At 61.2% G+C, this 19,845-nt stretch carries 15 protein-coding genes and 2 pseudogenes (1 of these 17 running past the window's edge); 6 read left to right on the top strand and 11 right to left on the bottom strand.

Features of this window, described 5'->3' with window-relative positions; genetic code table 11:
* Positions 1-916 carry the 3' portion of a methyl-accepting chemotaxis protein gene (locus tag IE127_RS18535; protein WP_189427293.1) on the top strand. Its footprint begins 851 nt before the window's first position, so only the last 916 of its 1,767 coding nucleotides appear in the window; the start codon falls outside the window, past its left edge; it ends in the stop codon at positions 914-916.
* Between the two features lie 195 nt (positions 917-1,111).
* Here IE127_RS18535 and IE127_RS19985 read toward each other — a convergent pair.
* From IE127_RS19985 to IE127_RS18500, 7 genes and pseudogenes are all read right to left on the bottom strand, one after another.
* Positions 1,112-1,444 (bottom strand): annotated as a pseudogene (locus IE127_RS19985) (alpha-L-rhamnosidase-related protein); the annotation flags it as partial.
* Between the two features lie 70 nt (positions 1,445-1,514).
* A pseudogene (locus IE127_RS19935) lies at positions 1,515-1,568 on the bottom strand (hypothetical protein); the annotation flags it as partial.
* 200 nt (positions 1,569-1,768) lie between these two features.
* Positions 1,769-2,347: a DUF6969 family protein gene (locus IE127_RS18520; RefSeq protein WP_189427292.1), complete on the bottom strand. Its 579-nt coding sequence runs from the start codon at positions 2,345-2,347 to the stop codon at positions 1,769-1,771.
* Between the two features lie 522 nt (positions 2,348-2,869).
* On the bottom strand, positions 2,870-4,084 hold the full coding sequence (locus tag IE127_RS18515; protein WP_189427291.1) for a YeeE/YedE family protein: 1,215 nt from the start codon (positions 4,082-4,084) through the stop codon (positions 2,870-2,872).
* Between the two features lie 67 nt (positions 4,085-4,151).
* Complete coding sequence (locus IE127_RS18510) at positions 4,152-5,057, bottom strand: sulfurtransferase (RefSeq protein ID WP_189427290.1); 906 nt, start codon at positions 5,055-5,057, stop codon at positions 4,152-4,154.
* Between the two features lie 152 nt (positions 5,058-5,209).
* A complete protein-coding gene (locus IE127_RS18505; protein WP_189427289.1) occupies positions 5,210-6,712 on the bottom strand; it encodes a helicase HerA domain-containing protein in 1,503 nt (500 codons plus the stop codon).
* A gap of 162 nt (positions 6,713-6,874) precedes the next feature.
* A complete protein-coding gene (locus IE127_RS18500; RefSeq protein ID WP_189427288.1) occupies positions 6,875-8,155 on the bottom strand; it encodes a Gfo/Idh/MocA family oxidoreductase in 1,281 nt (426 codons plus the stop codon).
* Between the two features lie 209 nt (positions 8,156-8,364).
* Between IE127_RS18500 and IE127_RS18495 the strand changes: the two genes are divergently transcribed.
* The 3 genes from IE127_RS18495 to IE127_RS18485 all read left to right on the top strand — a co-directional run bounded on the left by IE127_RS18495 (position 8,365) and on the right by IE127_RS18485 (position 13,120).
* Positions 8,365-9,057, top strand: coding sequence for a GntR family transcriptional regulator (locus IE127_RS18495; RefSeq protein WP_189427287.1), 693 nt, complete (start codon positions 8,365-8,367; stop codon positions 9,055-9,057).
* A gap of 46 nt (positions 9,058-9,103) precedes the next feature.
* Positions 9,104-10,078, top strand: coding sequence for an aldo/keto reductase (locus IE127_RS18490; RefSeq protein WP_189427286.1), 975 nt, complete (start codon positions 9,104-9,106; stop codon positions 10,076-10,078).
* Positions 10,079-10,210: 132 nt separating this feature from the next.
* Positions 10,211-13,120 carry an insulinase family protein gene (locus IE127_RS18485; protein WP_189427285.1) on the top strand — a complete coding sequence of 970 codons (2,910 nt, stop codon included), beginning with the start codon at positions 10,211-10,213 and terminating at the stop codon, positions 13,118-13,120.
* A 39-nt stretch (positions 13,121-13,159) separates the two neighbouring features.
* Here IE127_RS18485 and IE127_RS18480 read toward each other — a convergent pair whose 3' ends face one another.
* Complete coding sequence (locus tag IE127_RS18480) at positions 13,160-13,996, bottom strand: aldo/keto reductase (RefSeq protein ID WP_189427284.1); 837 nt, start codon at positions 13,994-13,996, stop codon at positions 13,160-13,162.
* 14 nt (positions 13,997-14,010) lie between these two features.
* Positions 14,011-15,018, bottom strand: coding sequence for an alpha/beta hydrolase (locus IE127_RS18475; RefSeq protein WP_189427283.1), 1,008 nt, complete (start codon positions 15,016-15,018; stop codon positions 14,011-14,013).
* 106 nt (positions 15,019-15,124) lie between these two features.
* Here IE127_RS18475 and IE127_RS18470 point away from each other — a divergent pair, with 106 nt between their 5' ends.
* Positions 15,125-16,129, top strand: coding sequence for a ligase-associated DNA damage response exonuclease (locus IE127_RS18470; protein ID WP_189427282.1), 1,005 nt, complete (start codon positions 15,125-15,127; stop codon positions 16,127-16,129).
* On the top strand, positions 16,126-17,703 hold the full coding sequence (locus IE127_RS18465; RefSeq protein WP_189427281.1) for a cisplatin damage response ATP-dependent DNA ligase: 1,578 nt from the start codon (positions 16,126-16,128) through the stop codon (positions 17,701-17,703). Before IE127_RS18470 ends, IE127_RS18465 begins: the two co-directional genes overlap by 4 nt.
* On the opposite strand, the gene IE127_RS18460 is transcribed toward IE127_RS18465, so the two are convergent.
* Complete coding sequence (locus IE127_RS18460; RefSeq protein WP_189427280.1) at positions 17,700-18,095, bottom strand: MerR family transcriptional regulator; 396 nt, start codon at positions 18,093-18,095, stop codon at positions 17,700-17,702. The two genes, IE127_RS18465 and IE127_RS18460, sit on opposite strands and share 4 nt — an antisense overlap.
* Positions 18,082-19,800 (bottom strand): long-chain-fatty-acid--CoA ligase, encoded by a 1,719-nt coding sequence (locus IE127_RS18455; protein WP_189427279.1) that lies wholly within the window; start codon positions 19,798-19,800, stop codon positions 18,082-18,084. The genes IE127_RS18460 and IE127_RS18455 overlap by 14 nt, the downstream gene beginning before the upstream one ends.
* Positions 19,801-19,845: the final 45 nt, after the last annotated feature.

The following is a 19,845-nucleotide window of genomic DNA, read 5'->3' as shown; positions in this document are numbered from 1 at the left end:
TGAAGTTCGCCGCGCCTATAATGAAACAGTGCACCAGATAACCGAAATCATTTCCCGCTTGCGCGAGACATCGGCCCAGACGCGTGATGCGACTGGTGAACTGTTGACCGGTGCCAATGATCTCGCCGAGCGCACAACGCGCCAGGCGGCTGCAATCGAGGAGACATCTGCTGCGCTCGAGCAACTGTCTGAACGTGTGACTGCGAACTCGGGCAGGGTGCAATCGGCGAGCGCAGGCATGCAGATGGCGACGCGCTCGGCCGATGAAACCGGTTCGGTGATGGGGGAGGCGAGCGAGGCCATGGAGCGGATTTCCGCTTCATCCGCCAAGATTTCCAAGATCATCGGGATGATCGATGATATCGCGTTCCAAACGAACTTGCTGGCCCTCAATGCCTCTGTGGAGGCCGCAAGGGCCGGCGACGCCGGCAAGGGATTTGCCGTGGTGGCGGTCGAAGTACGTCGTCTGGCGCAATCGGCTGCAAATGCGTCATCAGAGGTCAAGGCGCTGATCGATCGATCAGGCGGTGAAGTGGTCGATGGCAGCAAGCTGGTTGCCGCGGCCGCCAGCAAGCTCGAATTCATGGTAGGCCAGATCAGGCAGAACGCTCACCTGATCCAAGAGATCGCCGAGGCCAATCAGGAGCAGGCGGGTGCCATCGCCGAGGTCAATGTTGCCATACGCCAAATGGATGAGATGACGCAGCACAATGCCGCTTTGGTCGAAGAGATGAATGCGACGATCGATCAGACAGAGGAGCGTGCGCGGGATCTCGACCACATGGTCGCAATGTTTACGACCAACACGGCTTCCCCCGTTCAGCCGGCAAAAAAGCCCAAGCGTGCGCCCGAGCAGGATCGCTTGTACGCTGTCAGCGGCAATACTGCGCTAAAGCAGGAATGGAGCGAGTTCTAGCAGCGTTTTCTGCCGCGGCCTTTGAGAAGAGTGCTGCGGCAGATGCCATCAGGGCGTACGCGCATTGATGTCTGGACCACGAGCCGTATCGCGTGGGGTCTCGGTGTAATTGAACGTGACGACGTGCCGACCGGGCGAGAGACCATGATCCCTCCCCGTGTCTATGGGTTTGTTGTCAAGACGGGTATTGCGGTATTCTGATCGCAACCTCAAAAGCCCGCTTGATGAATCCGGGACTTCGAGGTCGTAGCGAACCAGGTCACCCTCAACGCTCCACGCTGCCGAGACCATGCCTCGCGGACTGTCATGCGTCGCGTGTACCGGTGAAAGGGCGGGCAGAATCGTCGGCTCGAAAACAATGGTTTCAAGCCCCGGTTTTTCGGGGGCGGGCCGAAACCCGGCAACGCCTTCGAGCAGCCATTGTCACACCGCGCCATAGGCGTAGTGATTGTACGAGTTCATCTGCGGATCGTAGATCGTTCCATCCGCCTGTACGGCATCCCAGCGCTCCCAGATGGTCGTCGCGCCCGGGTCCGGGCAAACATGGGGCACGGCGCCATCCTGACGCTGGTCCGCCATTAGATCCCGCAGCCATTTTCTAAAGGCCGTGCACGTCGCCTAGGTAACAGGCCGTGCCCGCGAACACCTGAGCGTCACCAGTCCAGCCGAGCCGCTCATCGCGCTGCGGGGCGCTGCTGCGGCAGGCTTGGCGGCCTTGGCCGCGGGGAGGTCAGCACCAGGGCTGGAGCAGTTGAGCGGCCAGGATGCGGGGCCTAATGGCCTGTGGCGAACGATGACGCAACTTTCTCCCGACTGATCATGCCCGATCATATAACCGGGCGCATTCTCAATTTAAAACTTCAGTTCAGAGGTTACTTCCAGCGAGCGGTCCTCGTGCACGGGCATGTCGTCATTCGGCACATATGCCGCGAGGGCCGCGTCCCGCTCTCGGATGAGACCGGCGATCTCCATCTCGTTAGCTCTTACCACGGCGGTCAGCCAACGATTGACCAGATAGGACGGCCGCGGCATCTCGATGTTGAAGCGCTCAAGCAGGGCTATCGTCGGTTCTGCCGCGAGCCAAGTGTCGCCGACGACCCATTGGTTGACGGTGAACAACCGAACCAAACGTCCATGCGCATCAACACCAATTGCGATCAGATGATGGACTGGTCCGTCACGTCCATCGGGACGGACGAAGCAATGAAAGTGGCCGTGTTCGCCCTTTTGGGAAGAGTCTTCATGACAATGGTAAAACCACTGGCCCCCGCTTTCCGGGTCGAAAACTTCACCTTCGGGGTAGTGCGTCCACATCGTCAGCCCCTGCTGATCACGCAGGGTTTCGGTTGTAACTGTCAGCCCGCCTTTGGCGAGCAAGGCCTCGCAATAGGCGACTTCCTCGAGAGCACGGTTCGGAGACTCCTCAGTCATCGGAACTGACAGGGGAACTGGTGGTTTCGCCGTTTTCGGGCATCGGCAAGGGAGCCGGCGGTGGCGGTGCGAGTTGCGATTCGGCCTGATCTGCCGGCGGGGTGGCCGGAGGTGGCGGTGGCGGCGCAAGGGAAGGAGCGGCTGCCTCATCGGCCTCGGGCTCGGGTCGAGCCGCAGGCGGCGGGGGCGGCGCGGCAAGATCTGTTTCAGCCGGTGGCTGGGCCGGTGCCGGCGGTGGTGGCGCGAGTGGCGCACCAGCGGCGCAAGGGGCGCCTGCTGCACAGGGAGCGACAGGAGCACCCGCGGCGCAGGGGGCTGCCACCGGGGCCGGCGCTCCTGCAGCGCAGGGCGCGGCGCTTGGAGCTCCGGCTGCACAAGGTGCGCCGGCTGCGCACGGGGCATCGGCCGTGACCATAGATACTGCAGCGGGCGGAGCCGGGGGATGGGTGAAGTGATCGACTGCCACAGCCGCTGTGGTTGCCGCGAGGGCTGCGCCGAACAGAACGGTATTGCGTGTCGTGCTCATTTGCGGCTCAACCCATCAAGGCCGAATAACGGCCGAACATAGATGCCGGCGAAAGAGCCGACGAAGGCAGCGGCGAACCACACCCAACCATGAAGACTGCCCGAGGCGATGCCGGAGAACAGTGCCCCGATATTGCAGCCGAAGGACAGGCGAGCGCCATAGCCCATCAGCAGCCCGCCAATCGCTGCGGCGGCAAATGATGCCAGCGGCACCTTGACCTTGGGAGCGAACTTGCCTGCAAGCGCCGCCGACAGGCCGGCACCGAGGATGATACCGAAATTCATCACCGAGGTGTTGTCGGTCAGGACCGAACTGTTCAGAGCGCTGGCTTGTGCCGGCCATGTCCAGAACTCCCAGCTCGCAACAGGGATACCGATCGCGTCGGCGATCTTTGCCCCCCAAAGGCCAAAGCCATAGGTGATCGACCACGGGTGGCCGGCAAGCAAGAGAGTCGCGACGTTAAGGATCGCCAGAACGAGACCGGCACCCACCAGCGGCCACGGCCCGTAGAGCAGCCAGGTCCAGCCCGGGCGACGCGGCCCGACATCCTTTTCGATATCACCATGGGCGCGCCGCTCGACAAGAGCCGTGATGAGCGCGACGAGCGCCAGGCCGGCAATCGTTGCTGCAATGGCAAGACCCGGGCCGAACTGGCGACCCAGATCGATTGGCGGCAGCGAGGGCTGGGCCAGCCACCAAGGCAGGTGCGCCGTGCCGATAACCGCGCCGACGATGAAGAAGACGAGGGTGATCAGCATGCGGGAGGAGCCGCCACCGACGGTAAACAGGGTGCCGGAACCGCATCCGCCGCCAAGCTGCATGCCGAGCCCGAAGATTGCAGCGCCGATTACCACCGATACGCCGACGGGCGCCAGCGCGCCAACGAGGGCCTGGCCACCGAGAGATCCTGCGGCCAGAAGTGGCAGCATGGCGATGGCGGCGACGCCGATCATCAGCATCTGGGCGCGCATGCCGCGACCGCGCTTCTCGACCACCATGCGGCGCCAGCCGCCGGTGAAGCCGAACGAGCCGTGATACAGCGCCGCGCCCAGCCCACCACCGACGAGGAACAGGCTCGCCTGACGAAGATCCACCAGCAGCGTGATGGCAAAAAATCCGATCAACAGCATGGCCGCTGCGACCATCGCCGGCAGGCGATCGGACGTGGCTGCGGGCAGGTAGTTGGGGGCGGGCGTTGCGATGTCGCTCATTTAGGATCTCTATGAAAAAGCGGGCGGGACAGCGCCCCGCCCGCCCGATGATCAAATCGGTTCAGATTTACTCTACAGGATGCGCAGGGTCCTGCGTCCATTCCGACATCGAGCCATCATACATGCTGGCATTGGGATTGCCCTGCACTTCGCTGATGGCGAACCAGGCGATTGAGGCCCAATGGCCAGTATTGCAGAAAACGATGTTCTCCTCGTCGGCAGCAAGACCAACGGCCTCTGTCAGCGAAGCGACAGTCTCAGGCTGCGCGAACGCAGCGTAGTCAGCGCTGTAGACTTCGCTATGAGGAATGTTGACGGCACCGGGGATAGTGCCGGCAGTCGCAACGACGGGGCTCTTGCTCTGGCCCTCGTACTGCTCGACCGGGCGGCCATCGACGAGCGCGATGCCGTCTTCGAGCGCGGCCTCAACCTCTTCGGTCGTTGCGAGCAGGTCTTCTTGCAGGTCAGCTGTAAACTCGGCGGGCTCAGGCTGCGTCGCTTCGGCGACGAATTCGCCGCCGGCGGCGCTCAGCTGACGCCAGCCGCCATCGAGGATCGAGACATCCTCGTGGCCGAGATACTTGAAGGTCCAGTAGACGCGCGTTGCGCCGCCGAACTCCGAGGAATCGGTGCCCCACGGGACGATCACTACATGATCATCATTGTCGATCCCAAGGCTGCCGATCAGCGCGGTGATGTCTTCAATTGCGGGCAGCTTGCCCGGTACGCCATCGATCTCCGTACGCCAGCCGGCCGAGCCGTAGGGCGCAACGACTGCATTTGCGATATACGGCGTGCCGCCGAGATCGGTGCCTTCGATGTTGTCGCGGATGTCGAGGATGACGAGGTTTTCGTCGCCGGCGTGGTCAATCAACCAGTTGGCGTCGACCAGTGGGCGGGTTTCGGATTGCTGCGCCATGGCGGGAGCGGCAAGACCGAGAGTAAACGCAAGCGCGATTGCGGTGAGGCGCATGAGCGATAATCCTCCTGATAAATCTGCTGTGTTTTGCCTCAGCCAAGGACGAAAAACGAGTCTACTGCAGTGCCTATTCATCCAGCGCATTGGAATGGCTTGCCCGCAGATGGCGCTTTGCTAGTACCCAATTGCGGGCGATGAAAATGCGCCTATTCCGCTGCCGCCCGGCCCATGTCCTCGCTATCGGGCCCGGCGGGATCACCAGGGGCTGTCTCGCAGCCGAGATCGGGCAGAGCAAGAATGCGGCCGCCGCGAAGATCCATGCGGACCACCAGCAGCCCCCGCTCCTCGAAATATGTAACCAGTCGGCGTGCGCGCGTTAACGAATGGGTACCGTATATGCGCGCGATGGTGGCATCGGACGGGCAGGGGGCGCCGGCGAGCGCAGTGCGCGCCAGAACCAGAAACACGCCCTGAAGGTCGTCTGTAAGACTCTCTGAAAGCTTGAGCGCCTGCTGCCAGGCCGGATCTTCGGCGATGGTGCCCTCGGCGCCGGCGCGCGCAATCGCAAGTTTGCGCTTGAACGAGGAAAGCGATGGTGCCTCGCCCGGCACACGCCGAATGCGGCAACGCACGAGGAAATCCTGATAGAGCACCGCCGTGGTCCGGAAGCCGGAATCCGGATCGTCCAGCAATTGGTGCATGACCTCCTCGATCATCGCATTGCGCTCGGCCGCATCGATTTCAGGAAAGAGGCTCGAAGGTGCGGGCTCTGGAGATTGCGGACGCGCGACTTCTTCGATGATGTCGTCGGTCGGGCGTGGCGGCGGTGGCGCGGGGCGTGGTGTTCTGCGGACCGGCTCGGCGATCGGTGCGAAGAGAAGCGACTCGGCGTCCTCCGGCGCTTCCGGCAAGGGGGTAAGTTTTGGGCTGGTCGAGCGCGCGGCTGTTTCCACCGGCCCGATGGTGATCGGCAGCGGACGGCGCGAAAGAGCCGGGCCGAGGGCGATGAAGCGTCCGCGCTCGAGATCGCGAAATTGTTCTGCCTGGCGCCGGTCCATGCCGAGCAGGTCAGCAGCCCGCGCCATATCGATATCGAGGAAGGTGCGGCCCATCAAAAAGTTGCTCGCCTCGGCGGCAACGTTCTTGGCGAGTTTTGCAAGCCGCTGCGTTGCGATGACGCCCGCCAGACCGCGCTTGCGCCCACGGCACATGAGGTTGGTCATGGCGCCGAGCGAGAGCTTTCGTGCTTCATCGGAAACGTCGCCGGCGGCTGCAGGCGCGAACAATTGCGCCTCGTCGACGACGACGAGCACCGGATACCAGAAGTCCCGATCAGCATCGAACAGACCGCCGAGAAATGCTGCGGCGGCGCGCATCTGCTGATCGACTTCAAGCCCTTCGAGATCGAGCACGACGGAGACGCGATGTTCACGGATGCGGCCGGCGATGCGCGTCAGCTCATGTTCGGTGCGCGCGGCATCGACGACCACATGGCCGAACTTGTCCGCAAGCGTGACGAAGTCACCTTCGGGATCGATTACGCATTGCTGCACCCACGGGGCGCTCTGTTCCAGAAGCCGCCGCAAGAGATGCGACTTGCCCGATCCGGAATTGCCTTGCACCAGAAGCCGTGTGGCGAGCAGTTCCTCAAGATCGAGCTCGGCTGGGCGCGCTTGCTGCGCAGTGCCCATATCGATGGCGACCTGCATACTGTCTCCGGCTGGGGATGCGCTCGCATCTAGCGGGAGAGGCGAACGCTCAGGGTTTCCTAAACGGAGCCTATAGCACGATCTCTCGACGATTCGTGCAAGCGCGGACGCCGGTCCACAAAAGATCAAAATGATCCACAGCTTCCGGCGTCCGCAATAATCCTAGAGCTTGACGAGCGTATTCACATCGACCGGGAGACCGGTGTTGAACGACTTGTTGGCGGCAATGCCGGTAAGGATCGACAAGGCGCCGTCGCGATGGTTGGCGCCATAGCCGGGGCGCGGCTCAGCGTTGCCGAAGATCTCTTCGAGCATGATCTTGTCGCCGCCGCCGTGGCCACCCTCACCTTGCTTGACCGGCACCTGACGCGCTTCGCCGTGCAGCGGGAAGTGATACAGCGTGACGCCCTTTGCTGCGCCTTCGGTGTCGGAGGTCGAGCCGGCGTTGATGTAGGACGTCTCGTGGACGGTCAGCTCAAGTCGGCCGCCGGTGCCGTTGATGGCAACGTTGAAGCCTTCCCACGGTGCGTAGGCATACAGCGAATAGGTCATGACCGCCTTGTTGCGGTAGCGGACCATGACATTCATCGTGTCTTCGATTGAAATGCCGTCACCGAAAACGTTCTGGTCGCGCTGGTAGCCGTCTTCCTTTTCGGCGTCCCAATAGAGGCCCTTCTGCACCGGGTTGCCGGTCAGATCGATGGCAAACTTGTCGTCCTTCGCAGCTTCGACGCCGGTTGTTCGCGTGTACGGCGTGAAGACGCCGCGCTGCTCGGCATTGGCGCGGCCATAGAACTTCAGATCGCCCATGGCGAACACCGTGTCCGGCTGCGAGCCGAGCCAAAAATTCACGAGATCGAAGTGGTGGGTGGATTTGTGGACCATAAGGCCACCCGAATTGCGCTTGTCGCGGTGCCAGCGGCGGAAATAATCGGCACCGTGACGGGTATCCAGCAGCCACTCGAAATGCACCGAGGTGACAGTGCCGATGGCGCCTTCGGCGATCAGTTCGCGGAGGGCCGAATTGTGCGGGGCGTAGCGGTAGTTGAAGGTGACGCGGACATCGCGTCCGGTGCGCTCGACCGTATCGATGATCTCCTGGCACTTCTCATTGTCGACCGTCATCGGCTTTTCGGTGATGACGTCGCACCCGGCTTCTAGAGCCGCGATGATGTAGATGTGGTGGGTGCGGTCGATCGAGGTGACGATGACGGTGTCGGGTTTCTGCTCGGCGATCATCTTCGAGAAATCGGCGGCCTTGTAGGTCGGCACGGCCTTGCCAGAAAGTTCATTCTCGATAACGCCGTTGGTATAGTCCATGCGAGCCTGGTTGGTGTCGCACAATGCGACGAGCCGGGAGTGTTCGCTGTGTGGACCGAGTATGGCCTCGTAGAACATTCGGGCTCGTCCCCCTGTTCCGACAAGCGCGTAGGTCTTGGACATTCGAAAAGTCTCCCGTCTCCAAAATGCTGGGTAGAGGCCACAGATACCCCGGCGCTCATCTACCATACAAGAATCGCTACCGAAAGATGGCGGTTTACGGTATGTATTGGCGCAATAAGAGCCGGGCTGAGCGGTTTGACCCGCCAAACTGAACCAAGAGCGGGCAAACCGTGCTCGGAATGAACATCAGGGGAGAGGAGCAAAGCGGCATGAACGTAGGCGAACCCGGCGAAGAGACCATGGCCGTCCGGCTCGTTGCAGCTTTGCGCGACGAGATCGTTACGCTTCGCCTCCGGCCGGGTGACGCCATTTCGGAAAGCGATATTGCCGCACGTTACGGAATTTCGCGCCAGCCAGTGCGCGAAGCGTTCATTCGCCTCGCCCAGCAGGGGCTATTGCTGATCCGGCCAAAGCGCGCCACGGTGATCAAGAAGATTTCGCCCGACGGAGTGCGTCAATCACGCTTCATCAGAGAATCGATCGAGGTGGAAATCGTTCGCCGGGTCGCGCTGTGTGCCGATGGTGCTGCCGCCGATCAGTTGAACGCTCTGATCGCCGAGCAGGAGCAGGCGAGCGAAATTCATCGCTTTCACGAGCTCGATGAAGAGTTTCACCGCACGCTCGCGCGTATTGCGGGGGTCGAATACGCCTGGCGGCTGGTGGAGGACCACAAGATCCAGCTCGACCGTGTGCGCTACCTTACGCTCGGCGTCTCCTCGCAACAGCGAGCGATCGCCGAACACAAGATAATCGTCGCGGCAGTGTCGAATGGCGATGCCGCCGAATCCGAAGCAGCGATGCGCGATCATCTGGCCAGGGCGGAACATCTGCTGAGCCAGACCATTGCTGACTATCCGGACTATTTCGAGCCGGTGGACGAGGCGCTCGAAGTCGCGCTCTAGCCGGCGGCACAATAGACGACATCAAGACATCATGAGGAGAATGGTCATGCAGAAGCGTACGCTTGGCAAGACAGGATACAATGTCAGCGAAATCGGGCTCGGCTGCTGGCAGCTTGGAGGCGGCTTCGGCCCCGTTGAGGATCAGACCGCCACGGAAATTCTTGATCAGGCGAACGCTCTCGGGGTCAATTTCTGGGACACCGCCGATGTCTATGGCGGTGGACAATCGGAAACGCGGATCGGCAAGCATCCGAAAAATGCCGATGTGCTGGTGGCAACGAAACTGGGGCGAAATGGAGAGCTGTTTCCAGATTCCTACAGCAAGCAGAAGGTTCGTGAGAGCCTTGAGGGATCGGTGAAGCGGCTGGGCGTCGAAACGCTCGATCTCGCGCAGCTGCACTGCGTGTCCATCGAAGTGCTGCGCGATGGCGCGATTTTCGATTGGATGGAGGAGTTTCAGCGCGATGGGCTGGTGCGCTACTACGGCGCCAGCGTCGAGACCGTCGAGCAGGCCAAGATCTGCCTTGAACGCGATAGCGTCGCGACCCTGCAGATCATCTTCAACATGCTGCGTCAGGAGATGGCCGACGAGATCTTGCCGCGGGCAGCTGAACAGAATGTCGGCATTATCGTGCGGCTGCCGCTGGCGAGTGGGCTGCTCTCGGGCAAGATGACCAAGTCGCAGACGTTCGACGAAGCTGATCACCGCAACTTCAACCGTGATGGTGACAAGTTCTTCGTGGGTGAGACCTTTGCCGGCCTGCCATTCGAGACCGGCGTCGATCTCGTGGATGAACTCAAGACGAAGCTGCCTGAAGGCGCGCCGCTTGCGCAGCTGGCTCTGCGGTGGATTCTCGATCATCCGCAGGTGTCGAGCGTTATTGCCGGTGTCAGCAAGACTGAACAGTTGGCATCGAACGTGGCTGCGACCGAGCTGACGCCGTTCGAGCCAAAGCTGATGGAAGAGCTGTCTACCTGGTACAGGAACGATGTGCGGCCAAACATCCGCGGCGACATCTGAATAGACACAAAGAAGACCTCCGGCTCCGCGCACGTTTGATTGAGCGGGGCCGGCGATGGTGCGTCGGCACTGGCGAAAGCGGTGGGCGGTGCCTACCTTGAATGCAATTGCACGAATTTATCGGTACCGAACATGACCTATCACGCCGCTTTCGACCTGGTCCGCGAAGAGAAGATAGACGACATCCACTCGCTCGCGAGGCACTATCGGCACAAGAAGACCGGTGCCGAGGTGGTGAGCCTCGTCAACGATGACGAGAACAAGGTGTTCGGCATCACCTTCAAGACGCCGCCTGACGATTCGACCGGAATCGCCCATATTCTCGAACACTCGGTGTTATGTGGGAGCCGCAAGTATCCGGTGAAGAAGCCGTTTGTCGAACTCCTCAAGGGTTCGATGCACAGCTTCCTCAACGCCATGACGTTTCCGGATAAAACCGCCTATCCGGTCGCCAGCCAGAACCTGGCCGACTTCTACAACCTCGTTGATGTCTATCTCGATTCCGTCCTGTTCCCGTTGATCAGCGAGGACACTTTCCGCCAGGAAGGCTGGCACTACGAGCTCGAGAACAAGGATGCGCCGCTGACCTACAAGGGTGTGGTGTTCAACGAAATGAAGGGCGCGTGGTCGTCGCCCGACGCGGTGATGCACAAAACGGCGCAGAGCGCACTCTATCCGGACACGACCTATGGCAAGTCTTCGGGCGGCGATCCGGTGGTAATGCCGGAGCTAACCTACGAGAAGTTCAAGCGCTTTCACCAAACGTACTATCACCCCTCGAATGCGCGCGCGTTCTTTTCGGGTGACGACGATCCGCAAAAGCGTCTCGATATTCTCGATGCGTATTTCTCGCAGTTCGAGCAGATCGATGTCGACGCGACAATCGACGTGCAGGGCCGGTTCAATGAGCCGCGGCAGATCGCGGCGACCTATCCCGGCAGCATTGATGGCGAAAAGCGCCGCGATGGCATGGTCACCGTCAACTGGATGATCAACGCGCCGGCCGACCGCGAGGAAGCGCTTGCCAATGGCGTGTTGTCCTATGTGCTGGCAGGCACTTCAGCCTCGCCGCTGCGCAAGGCGCTGACCGATTCCGGCCTCGGCGAAGGGCTGATGGGCGGCGGTATCCAGAGCAGCCTAATGCAGCCAATGGCGACGTTCGGGCTGAAGGGCGTCGAGCCGGAAAATGCCGGAAAGGTCGAGGCGTTGATCCTCGATACGCTGCGCGATCTCGCCAGCAACGGAATCGATCCCAAGGCGATCGAGGCGGCACTCAACACGTTCGAATTCTCGCTGCGTGAAGGCAATACCGGATCGTTCCCGCGCGGGCTTGCCTGGATGTTCGGTGCACTGAGCACCTGGCTATATGAAAGCGATCCGCTCGATGCGCTGCAATTCGAGGATGCTCTGGCGGCGATCAAGGAGAAGGCCGGATCAGGATATCTCGAAGCGCTGATCCGCAAGTATTTCCTTGAGAACATGCACCGCGTGACGGTGACGCTGACGGCCGACGAGGAGCAGGGTTCGCGCGAAGAAGCGCAAGAGGCGGAGCGGCTGGCCAAGATCCGGCAGACGATGAGCGACGCCGATCTCGAAGAGATCATCGAGACCAGCGACAAATTGCGGGCGCTGCAGGAGAGTGTCGACGATCCGAAGGATCTGGCCAAGATCCCGTCGCTGACGCGTGCAGATTTGCGGCGCGAGATCCGCACGGTGCCGAGCGAGCGCGGCGAAATCGCCGGGGCGCAGTTGTTCACCCACGATCTGACGACGCTCGGGATACTCTATCTCGACCTCGGGTTCGACCTGCACGCGTTGGACGCCGAGCTGCTGCCGTACATGCCGCTGTTCGGGCGGGCCCTGCTGCAAATGGGTACAAGCACCGATGATTTCGTTGGGCTGACGCAGCGGATTGGTCGTTCGACCGGTGGCATTGCCCAGCACCGCGCGGTTTCGGCGCGCCAGGGTGGTGACGGCACCGCGGCGTGGTTCTTTTTGTCCGGCAAGGCGGTGGGCGACAAGGTCGACGAGATGCTCGCGATCCTTCGCGATGTGCTGCTCGATGCCCGGCTCGACAATCAACCGCGCTTCAAGCAGATGGTGCTGGAAGAAAAGGCAGGCTTTGAGGCGCGGCTGGTGCCGGCCGGTAATGGAATCGTCGATCTGCGGCTGAAATCCTCGCTGACGGAAGCCGGTGCTATCGCGGAAATCACCGGCGGGATCGAATATCTTGGGTTCCTCAGGGATCTGGCGAAACGTGTCGACAGCGATTGGGACGCGGTTCGCACGAGCCTCGAGCGCATCCGCGCGCTGTTGATCAACCGGGCCAAAATGGTGGTCAATGTCAGCACCGAACCGGATCTGTGGCAGAGCGCGCGGCCAAGCCTTGAGGCGTTCCTTAAAGACTTGCCGATGTCCGATGTGGCCACGCAAAACTGGGACCTGCTGCGTCCTCGGGTTTCCGAGGGTCTGACGATTCCGGCGCAGGTGAACTATGTCGGCAAGGGCGCCAATCTCAAGGCGCTGGGGCATGAGCTGACCGGCGCGTCGCGGGTTATCCTCAAATACCTCAACACCACCTATTTGTGGGACAAGATCCGTGTTCAGGGTGGGGCGTATGGCGGCTCCGGACGGTTCGATCCGGTGTCCGGCAACTTCTCGTTCCTGTCCTATCGCGACCCGAATATTCTCAAGTCGCTCGATGCCTATGATGGGGCGGCGAAGGCGCTGCGTGCCGGCATCGGAGCCGAAGACCTGACGCGCTCGATGATCGGGGTGATCGGGGATATGGACCCCTACCAGTTCCCTGACGCCAAGGGCTATGGCTCGATGTGGCGGCAGCTGACAGGGACGACGGATGCCCTGCGTCAGCAGCGCCGCGACGAGGTGCTGGCGACCAGCAACGCGGACGTTGCGGCAATGGCCGAGGCGCTCGAAAGCCTGTCGCGCGAGGGGCACGTGGTGGTGCTGGGCAATGCCGGCGCTATCGAGAAGGCCAATGCCGAGCGCGATGGGCTGCTGGAGATCAGCAAGGTCATGTAACGCAAAAAAGGGCCCGCAGATTTTTGCGGGCCCTTTGCTTTAGATCATTTCGAGCGATTGTTTGTCGGAGGGCGGTGGGAACGCGTCGTCGAGCGCCTCGAGCTCTTCGTCAGACAGCGCGATGTCGAGGGCGCCTAGGTTTTCGCGGATTCGCTCCGGCTTGCTGGATTTCGGAATGACGACAGCAGACGGATTGCGCAGGATCCAGGCGAGAGCGATCTGCGCCGGTGTGGCGTTGCGGGCCTCTGCGATTTCACGAACGATGGTATCGTTCAGCAGCGAACCCTGTTCCAGCGGAGAATAAGCCATGATCGGCATGCTCCGGGCTTCGCACCAATCGACGAGATCGTGCTCGATGCCGCGCCGCATCAAATTGTAGAGCACCTGATTGGCCTGACAGGCATCGGAAATCTCTTCCACCGCTTCCATCTCATCGACATCGAAATTGGACACACCCCAGCGCAGGATCTTGCCATCCTGCTGGAGATCCTCGAAGGCGCGGATGGTGTCTTCGAACGGCGTGCCGGATGGCCAATGGTAGAGGTACAGGTCGAGGTGATCGGTGCCGAGCCGCTCGAGGCTGGCCTCGCACGCGGCAATCGTCTTGTCGTAGGCGGCGTTCGTGGGCAGGACCTTGCTGACGAGAAAGGTCTCGTCGCGGCGGCCCTTGATGGCTTCGGCGACGACACGCTCGGCGCCGCCTGAAGCGTACATTTCAGCGGTGTCGATCAGCGTAACGCCAAGGTCGAGACCCGCGCGTAAAGCGGCGACCTCGTCGGCGAACGCTGAGGCATTGCCCCCCATGTGCCAGGTGCCGAGTCCGAAAACCGGCATGGCGCTTCCGTCAGGCATATTGGTGGTGCGAATGGCGGTCATTGAGGGCTCTCTGGTTACTGGCTCAAAGTCTTGGCGAGGAACGGCAGGCTGACATCCATGCGATAGTCGACGCCTGAATGAGTGTCGTCGAACTCTTCGTAGCGATGCGCAACACCGCGTTGCTCGAGGCTGCGATGGATGCGGCGCGTGCCATACAGAATGTTGTATTGGTCGCGGGTGCCGCAATCGAGAAAGAAGCCCTTGAGGCTGTCGATCGCGTCGGCGTTGTCCTCGACCATGAGCGCCGGATCCCATGCCAGCCAGTTGGCCCAGCGCTCCTCGATGAGTTCGCAGGTCTCGAGGGTGACGGGCAGTCTCAGGCCCAGAAACGCCTCGGGATCAGGATCGAAGCTCGCGGCCTGAGCGAGAATCAGCAGGACCGAGATATCGTCATTGCCCGGTTTGTCCTTGGCTTCGTAGGTCTTGAACCAGGCCTCGATCGAGTTGTCGTGGGGCGCGATGGCGCGCAAGATGTTGGGAAACTCGGGAATATAGAGATTTTCGAATCCCGCATCGCCTGAGTGGCTGGCAGCGGCAGCCCATATGTCGGCGTGCCGCATGGCGTGGACGAGGCTGCCGTAGCCGCCTGAACTCTTGCCGAAAACGCCGCGGCGTCCGTCACCACCGCACTGGAAGCGATCCTCGACCGCGGGCAGCATTTCGGTGAGGAGAAAACTCTCCCAATTGCCCATCGCGGGGCTATCAACATACTGATTGCCACCAAGCCGGGTGAAGCAATCCGGGAAGGCGACGACCACCGGCGGCATCTCGCCCGACCCGATCAGACGGTCGAGGCGTTCCGGAACGTTTTCGCCAAAGTTCTTCCAGGCCGTATGCGCCGGGCCGCCGGCAGTGAAGCCGACAAGATCGACCAATAAGGGCAGGCCGTCACCGTCATGACCGTGCGGCACATAGACATCGACAATGCGGACAGGATTGTCGCCGAGCGGATTGCCTGTGAGGTGCTGGCTGTCGATATTCAGCCGGTGAACAGTGCCTGCCGGATGGGACGAGCGGCGCATGACTGGCTCCTTGCTTTGGTTCGACAACGGTCGTGCCTGAGCACGGTTGCGCTGACAAGTCTCAGCGGCATGAACCGGTGACGCTGTTGAAGCGTTTGCAAGCGAAATGCCGCAACAGATTCTAGACAGCCAACTGCACATCCGGTCGATCGACAGCTATATCGATCCCGCAACGCCGCGCGAGCGCGCGATCATCACGCATGGTCATGCCGACCACGCCCGCTCCGGGCATGGGTCGGTGCTTGCCACGCCAGACACGATCGCGATCATGAAGGCGCGCTACGGAGAGGATTGCGCCGGAAAATTCCAGCCGCTCGATTTCGGCGAGGCGCTGGCCATCGATGATGTGACGATCACCTTTTATCCGGCAGGCCATATTCTCGGCAGCGCTCAGGTGCTGATCGAACAGGCGGGCCAGCGGGTGGTGGTCACCGGCGACTACAAGCGGCTGCCGGATCGCACCTCTCAGGAATTCGAACTGGTGAAATGCGACCTGCTGGTCACCGAGGCGACGTTCGGGCTGCCGGTGTTCCAGCATCCACCGGCTGAGCGAGAGACTGCACGATTGCTCGCATCAGTCGCCGGGAACCCCGAGCGCGCGCATCTGATTGGGGCATACTCGCTCGGCAAGGCACAGCGGGTCATTGGTCTGCTGCGCGATGCCGGCCACGACGCGCCGATATACCTGCATGGCGCGATGATCCGGCTATGCGAGCTCTACCAGGAGCGCGGCATCGCGCTTGGCGATCTGGGCCACGCGACTGAGGCGAGCAAGGCAGATCTCGCAGGGCAGGTGGTGATTGCGCCGCCCTCGGCGCTGAAAGACCGGTGGAGCCGGCGATTGCCCGATCCGGTCCTGGCGATGGCGTCAGGGTGGATGAGCGTCAAGCAACGCGCCCGGCAGCGAGGCGTCGAGCTGCCGCTGGTGATTTCCGACCATTGCGACTGGAACGAGCTGCTTCAGACCATTGCGGAAACTGAAGCAGAGACAGTCTGGGTGACACATGGGCGCGAGGATGCCCTGGTCTATTATTGCCGCCAGCAGGGCCTTGCGGCCGAACCGCTCAACATCCAGGGATTTGAGGACGAAGGCGGGGAGGACGCAGCGTGAAGCGTTTCGCGCAATTGCTGGAGCTGCTTGCCCTCACGCCATCGCGCAACAGAAAGCTTGAGGCGCTGGTCGATTACTTCCGGGCGACGCCCGACCCGGACAGAGGACTGGCGCTTGCAGTGCTGACGGGCGCCCTAACCTTCAAGAACGTCAAGCCGGCTCTCCTCAAGGAGACCGTGTTGCGAGAAGTCGATCCGCATCTGTTTGCACTGAGTTACGATTATGTCGGCGATCTCGGTGAGACAATTGCGCTGATCTGGCCGCATCACGCTAAAAGCCACGAATTACCAAGCCTTGCCGAACTGATCGAACTCTTCAACACAACAAGCAAGAAGGATCTCCCGGATCTTATCGCCTCGCTGTTGACGAGCGCCGAGATCAACGAGCGCTGGGCACTGGTGAAGCTTGCTACGGGCGGTCTACGGATCGGGTTGTCGGCACGGCTGACAAAGACGGCGCTGGCGCAGATGGGCGGCAAGGACGTGCAGGCGGTCGAAGAGGTGTGGCACGGTATATCTTCGCCCTATCAGGAGCTGTTCGACTGGCTTGAAGATAAGGCCGAGGCGCCGCAGGTGGATCCCGCTTCGCGGTTTCATCCGCTGATGCTGTCCAATCCCGTTGACGAGGCCAAAGACCTTGAAACGCTCGATCCGGCGGACTTTGCGGCAGAGTGGAAATGGGATGGTATCCGCGTGCAGCTGGTGATGGGGGCGGACGGCGTTTCGCTGTTTTCGCGCACTGGAGACGACATTGGCGGCGCGTTTCCCGATATCGTCGAGTCGGTTTTCGGGAGAGCGGTTCTCGATGGCGAATTGCTGGTGGGAGAGGGTTTTGACCCCGCCCCGTTCAATGATCTTCAGCAGCGCCTCAACCGCAAGACCCCGACCGGGCCGATGCTGGTGAAGCACCCCGCATTCATCCGCGCCTACGACATGCTGTTCGATGGTGACGAGGACATTCGCGCTCTGCCATGGACGGAGCGCCGCAAGATGCTCGAGGCGTGGTTTGCCCGTAATCCGCAGCAGCGCATCGACCTGTCACAGATCGTGCCATTTGCCGATTGGCAGGAGCTTGCTGGGATCCGCAAGCGCGGCGCGGACGAGAACGGGCATGAAGGGGTTATGCTCAAGCGCCGGCAATCAGTTTACGTTCCGGGCCGGCCAAAGGGTGAGTGGTACAAGTGGAAGCGGGACCCGAATATTGTCGACGCCGTGCTGATGTATGCGCAGCGCGGGCACGGCAAGCGCTCGTCATATTATTCGGACTACACCTTCGGCGCATGGCTAGACGGTGAACTGGTGCCGATCGGAAAAGCCTATTTCGGCTTCACCGATGAAGAGTTGCGCCAACTGGATAAATGGATCCGGGGGAACACCACGGGTAGCTTTGGACCAGTACGCGAAGTCAGGAAACAGCTCGTTTTCGAAGTGGCTTTCGATAGTGCGCAGAAATCGGGCCGCCACAAGTCTGGCGTCGCTTTGCGGTTTCCGCGTATCAGCCGCATCCGCTGGGACAAACCCGCGGACGAAGCTGCGCAGCTCGATGAGGTGCTAGCGCTGATTCCCGCGACCTAATCGTTGTTGAGCGCCATGCGCTCTGCGGCCAGCCGGCGGATCTCTCGCAATTCGGTAATGGTGGTCTCGAGATCTTCGAGCTGCCGCTCCAAAAGGCTCAGACGTTCATCGACTTTTTCTGCGAGAAGATGAATCTGCTGGTCGCGATCGGCATCGTAAAGCGACAGATAATCGGAAATCTCGCGAAGTGAAAACCCGAGCCGCTTGCCCCTGAGAATCAGCATCAGCCGTGCCCTGTCGCGGCGGCGGAAGACCCGGGTCGAACCGACACGTTGCGGTTGCAGCAGGCCCTTGGCTTCGTAAAACCGTATTGTCCGCGTTGAAATCTCGAACTCACGGGCAAGCTCGGCAATCGCGAACAGGTCGCGGCCGTCGCTTTCAGGCTTGTTCACGCGTCCTGTCCCTCATTTCGGCATGCTCGGCCCGAAGTTCCTTCTTGGAGAGCTTGCCGATCAGCGTTTTCGGCAGCTCTTCCTTGAAGATGATCTCTCGCGGCATTTCAACCTTGTTCAGCTTGTCCGACAGATAGGACTTGAGTTCACTCTCTTTGGGTGAATGGCCTTCGCGCACCTTCACGTAGGCGACGGGCGCCTCGCCGCGATAGCTGTCAGGAACGCCGATGACCGTGACTTCCTCCACCGCCTCGTGCTCAGCCAGTGCCTCCTCAATGGTGCGCGGATAGACATTGAAGCCGGAGCAGATGATAAGATCCTTGATGCGATCAACGAGGAAAACATACCCATCCTCGTCCATGTGACCGACATCACCTGTTCGCAACCAGCCGTCCTTAAGCGTTTCGCCAGTTGCCTCCTCGTCACCGAAATAGCCAGACATGACCTGAGGTCCGCGCACCTGCAATTCGCCATCTGCCCCCGGTTCGACGATTTCGCCGCTGTCGATGTCAGCAAAGCGGACATCCGTTCCGGGGATAGGCAAGCCGATGGACATCGGCTTCGATGGATTGCGCAGCGCAGCGCAGCAGACGACAGGCGATGCTTCTGTCAGCCCGTACCCTTCGGCAAGAAGTGTGCTGGACTTTTTCGCATACTCGTCCCGCACCTCGTGTGAGAGCGGTGCGCCGCCGGAGATGGCCACTTCTATGCTTTGCAGTTCGTCGGCGCCGATCCCCTTGGCCCGCGCGATCGCCGCAATCAGCGTCGGTACTGCCGGCAAGATGTTGGGCCTTGTGCGGCGCAGGAGCTTTGCGAACGGCGCGAGCTCGAACCGGGGCAGCATGATCACCTGGCAGCCGGTAATCAGCGGCAAATTCATGCACACGGTCATCGCAAAGATGTGGAAGAACGGCAGGACTGCGACCACCTTGGCCGATGGCGCAAACAGCCCGTCTCCCCACAGCTCAAGCTGAGACATGTTCGCTGAGATATTGGCGTGGCTGAGCATCGCGCCTTTCGGCGTTCCAGTCGTGCCACCTGTATATTGCTGCACGGCAATGTCTTCGAGCGGATCAATTTCCACTGGGGCCGGCTTGTTGTTCTGCCCCATAAGCGTTGATAGCTTCGTCAGCTTGTCGGCAGTGGTGGCAGCGTCGACATCCGCCAGATCATCGCGGCGAAACGCCGAGAACATCAGCCGCTTCACCAAAGGCAGTGCTGTCGCGAACTCGCAGACGATGGCCGATTTGACCGTGCCATGCTCGAGCAGGGCTTCCGCCTTTGGGAACACCTGCTTGAGATCGATGGTGATCAGCAGCTCCGCACCTGCATCGCCCACGATATGCTCAAGCTCTGGAACGGTGTAGAGCGGGTTGCAATTGACGACTGTGCCGCCTGCCATCAACACTGCAAAATACGCGACGGGGTAGAAGGGGGTGTTCGGGAGCAACAGAGCGACCCGGGTACCCTTCTTGACGCCAAATTGCTGCTGAAGCGATGCGGCGAGGTTCTCGACCTGTCGACCGAGCGACCGATAGCTCATCTTGTAGCCGAGAAAATCGAGAGCAGTGGCGCTCGGTGTTCTAGCGCAGGACTCAATCAGTCGAACATGCACGGGACGCGTATCGAGCGGGGTCGACCATTCAATACCGTCCGGATAGCTGGATTCCCATTGCCGCCTGTCGCCGGGGCTCGTTTGCGCCATCAATGATCCTCCTCAAAACATCCCAGCGATCTTCGCCGCATCGAG

The organism is Devosia pacifica (assembly GCF_014652635.1).
Taxonomy (GTDB): Bacteria; Pseudomonadota; Alphaproteobacteria; order Rhizobiales; family Devosiaceae; genus Devosia; species Devosia pacifica.
This window is presented reverse-complemented; position numbering and strand designations above follow the sequence as displayed.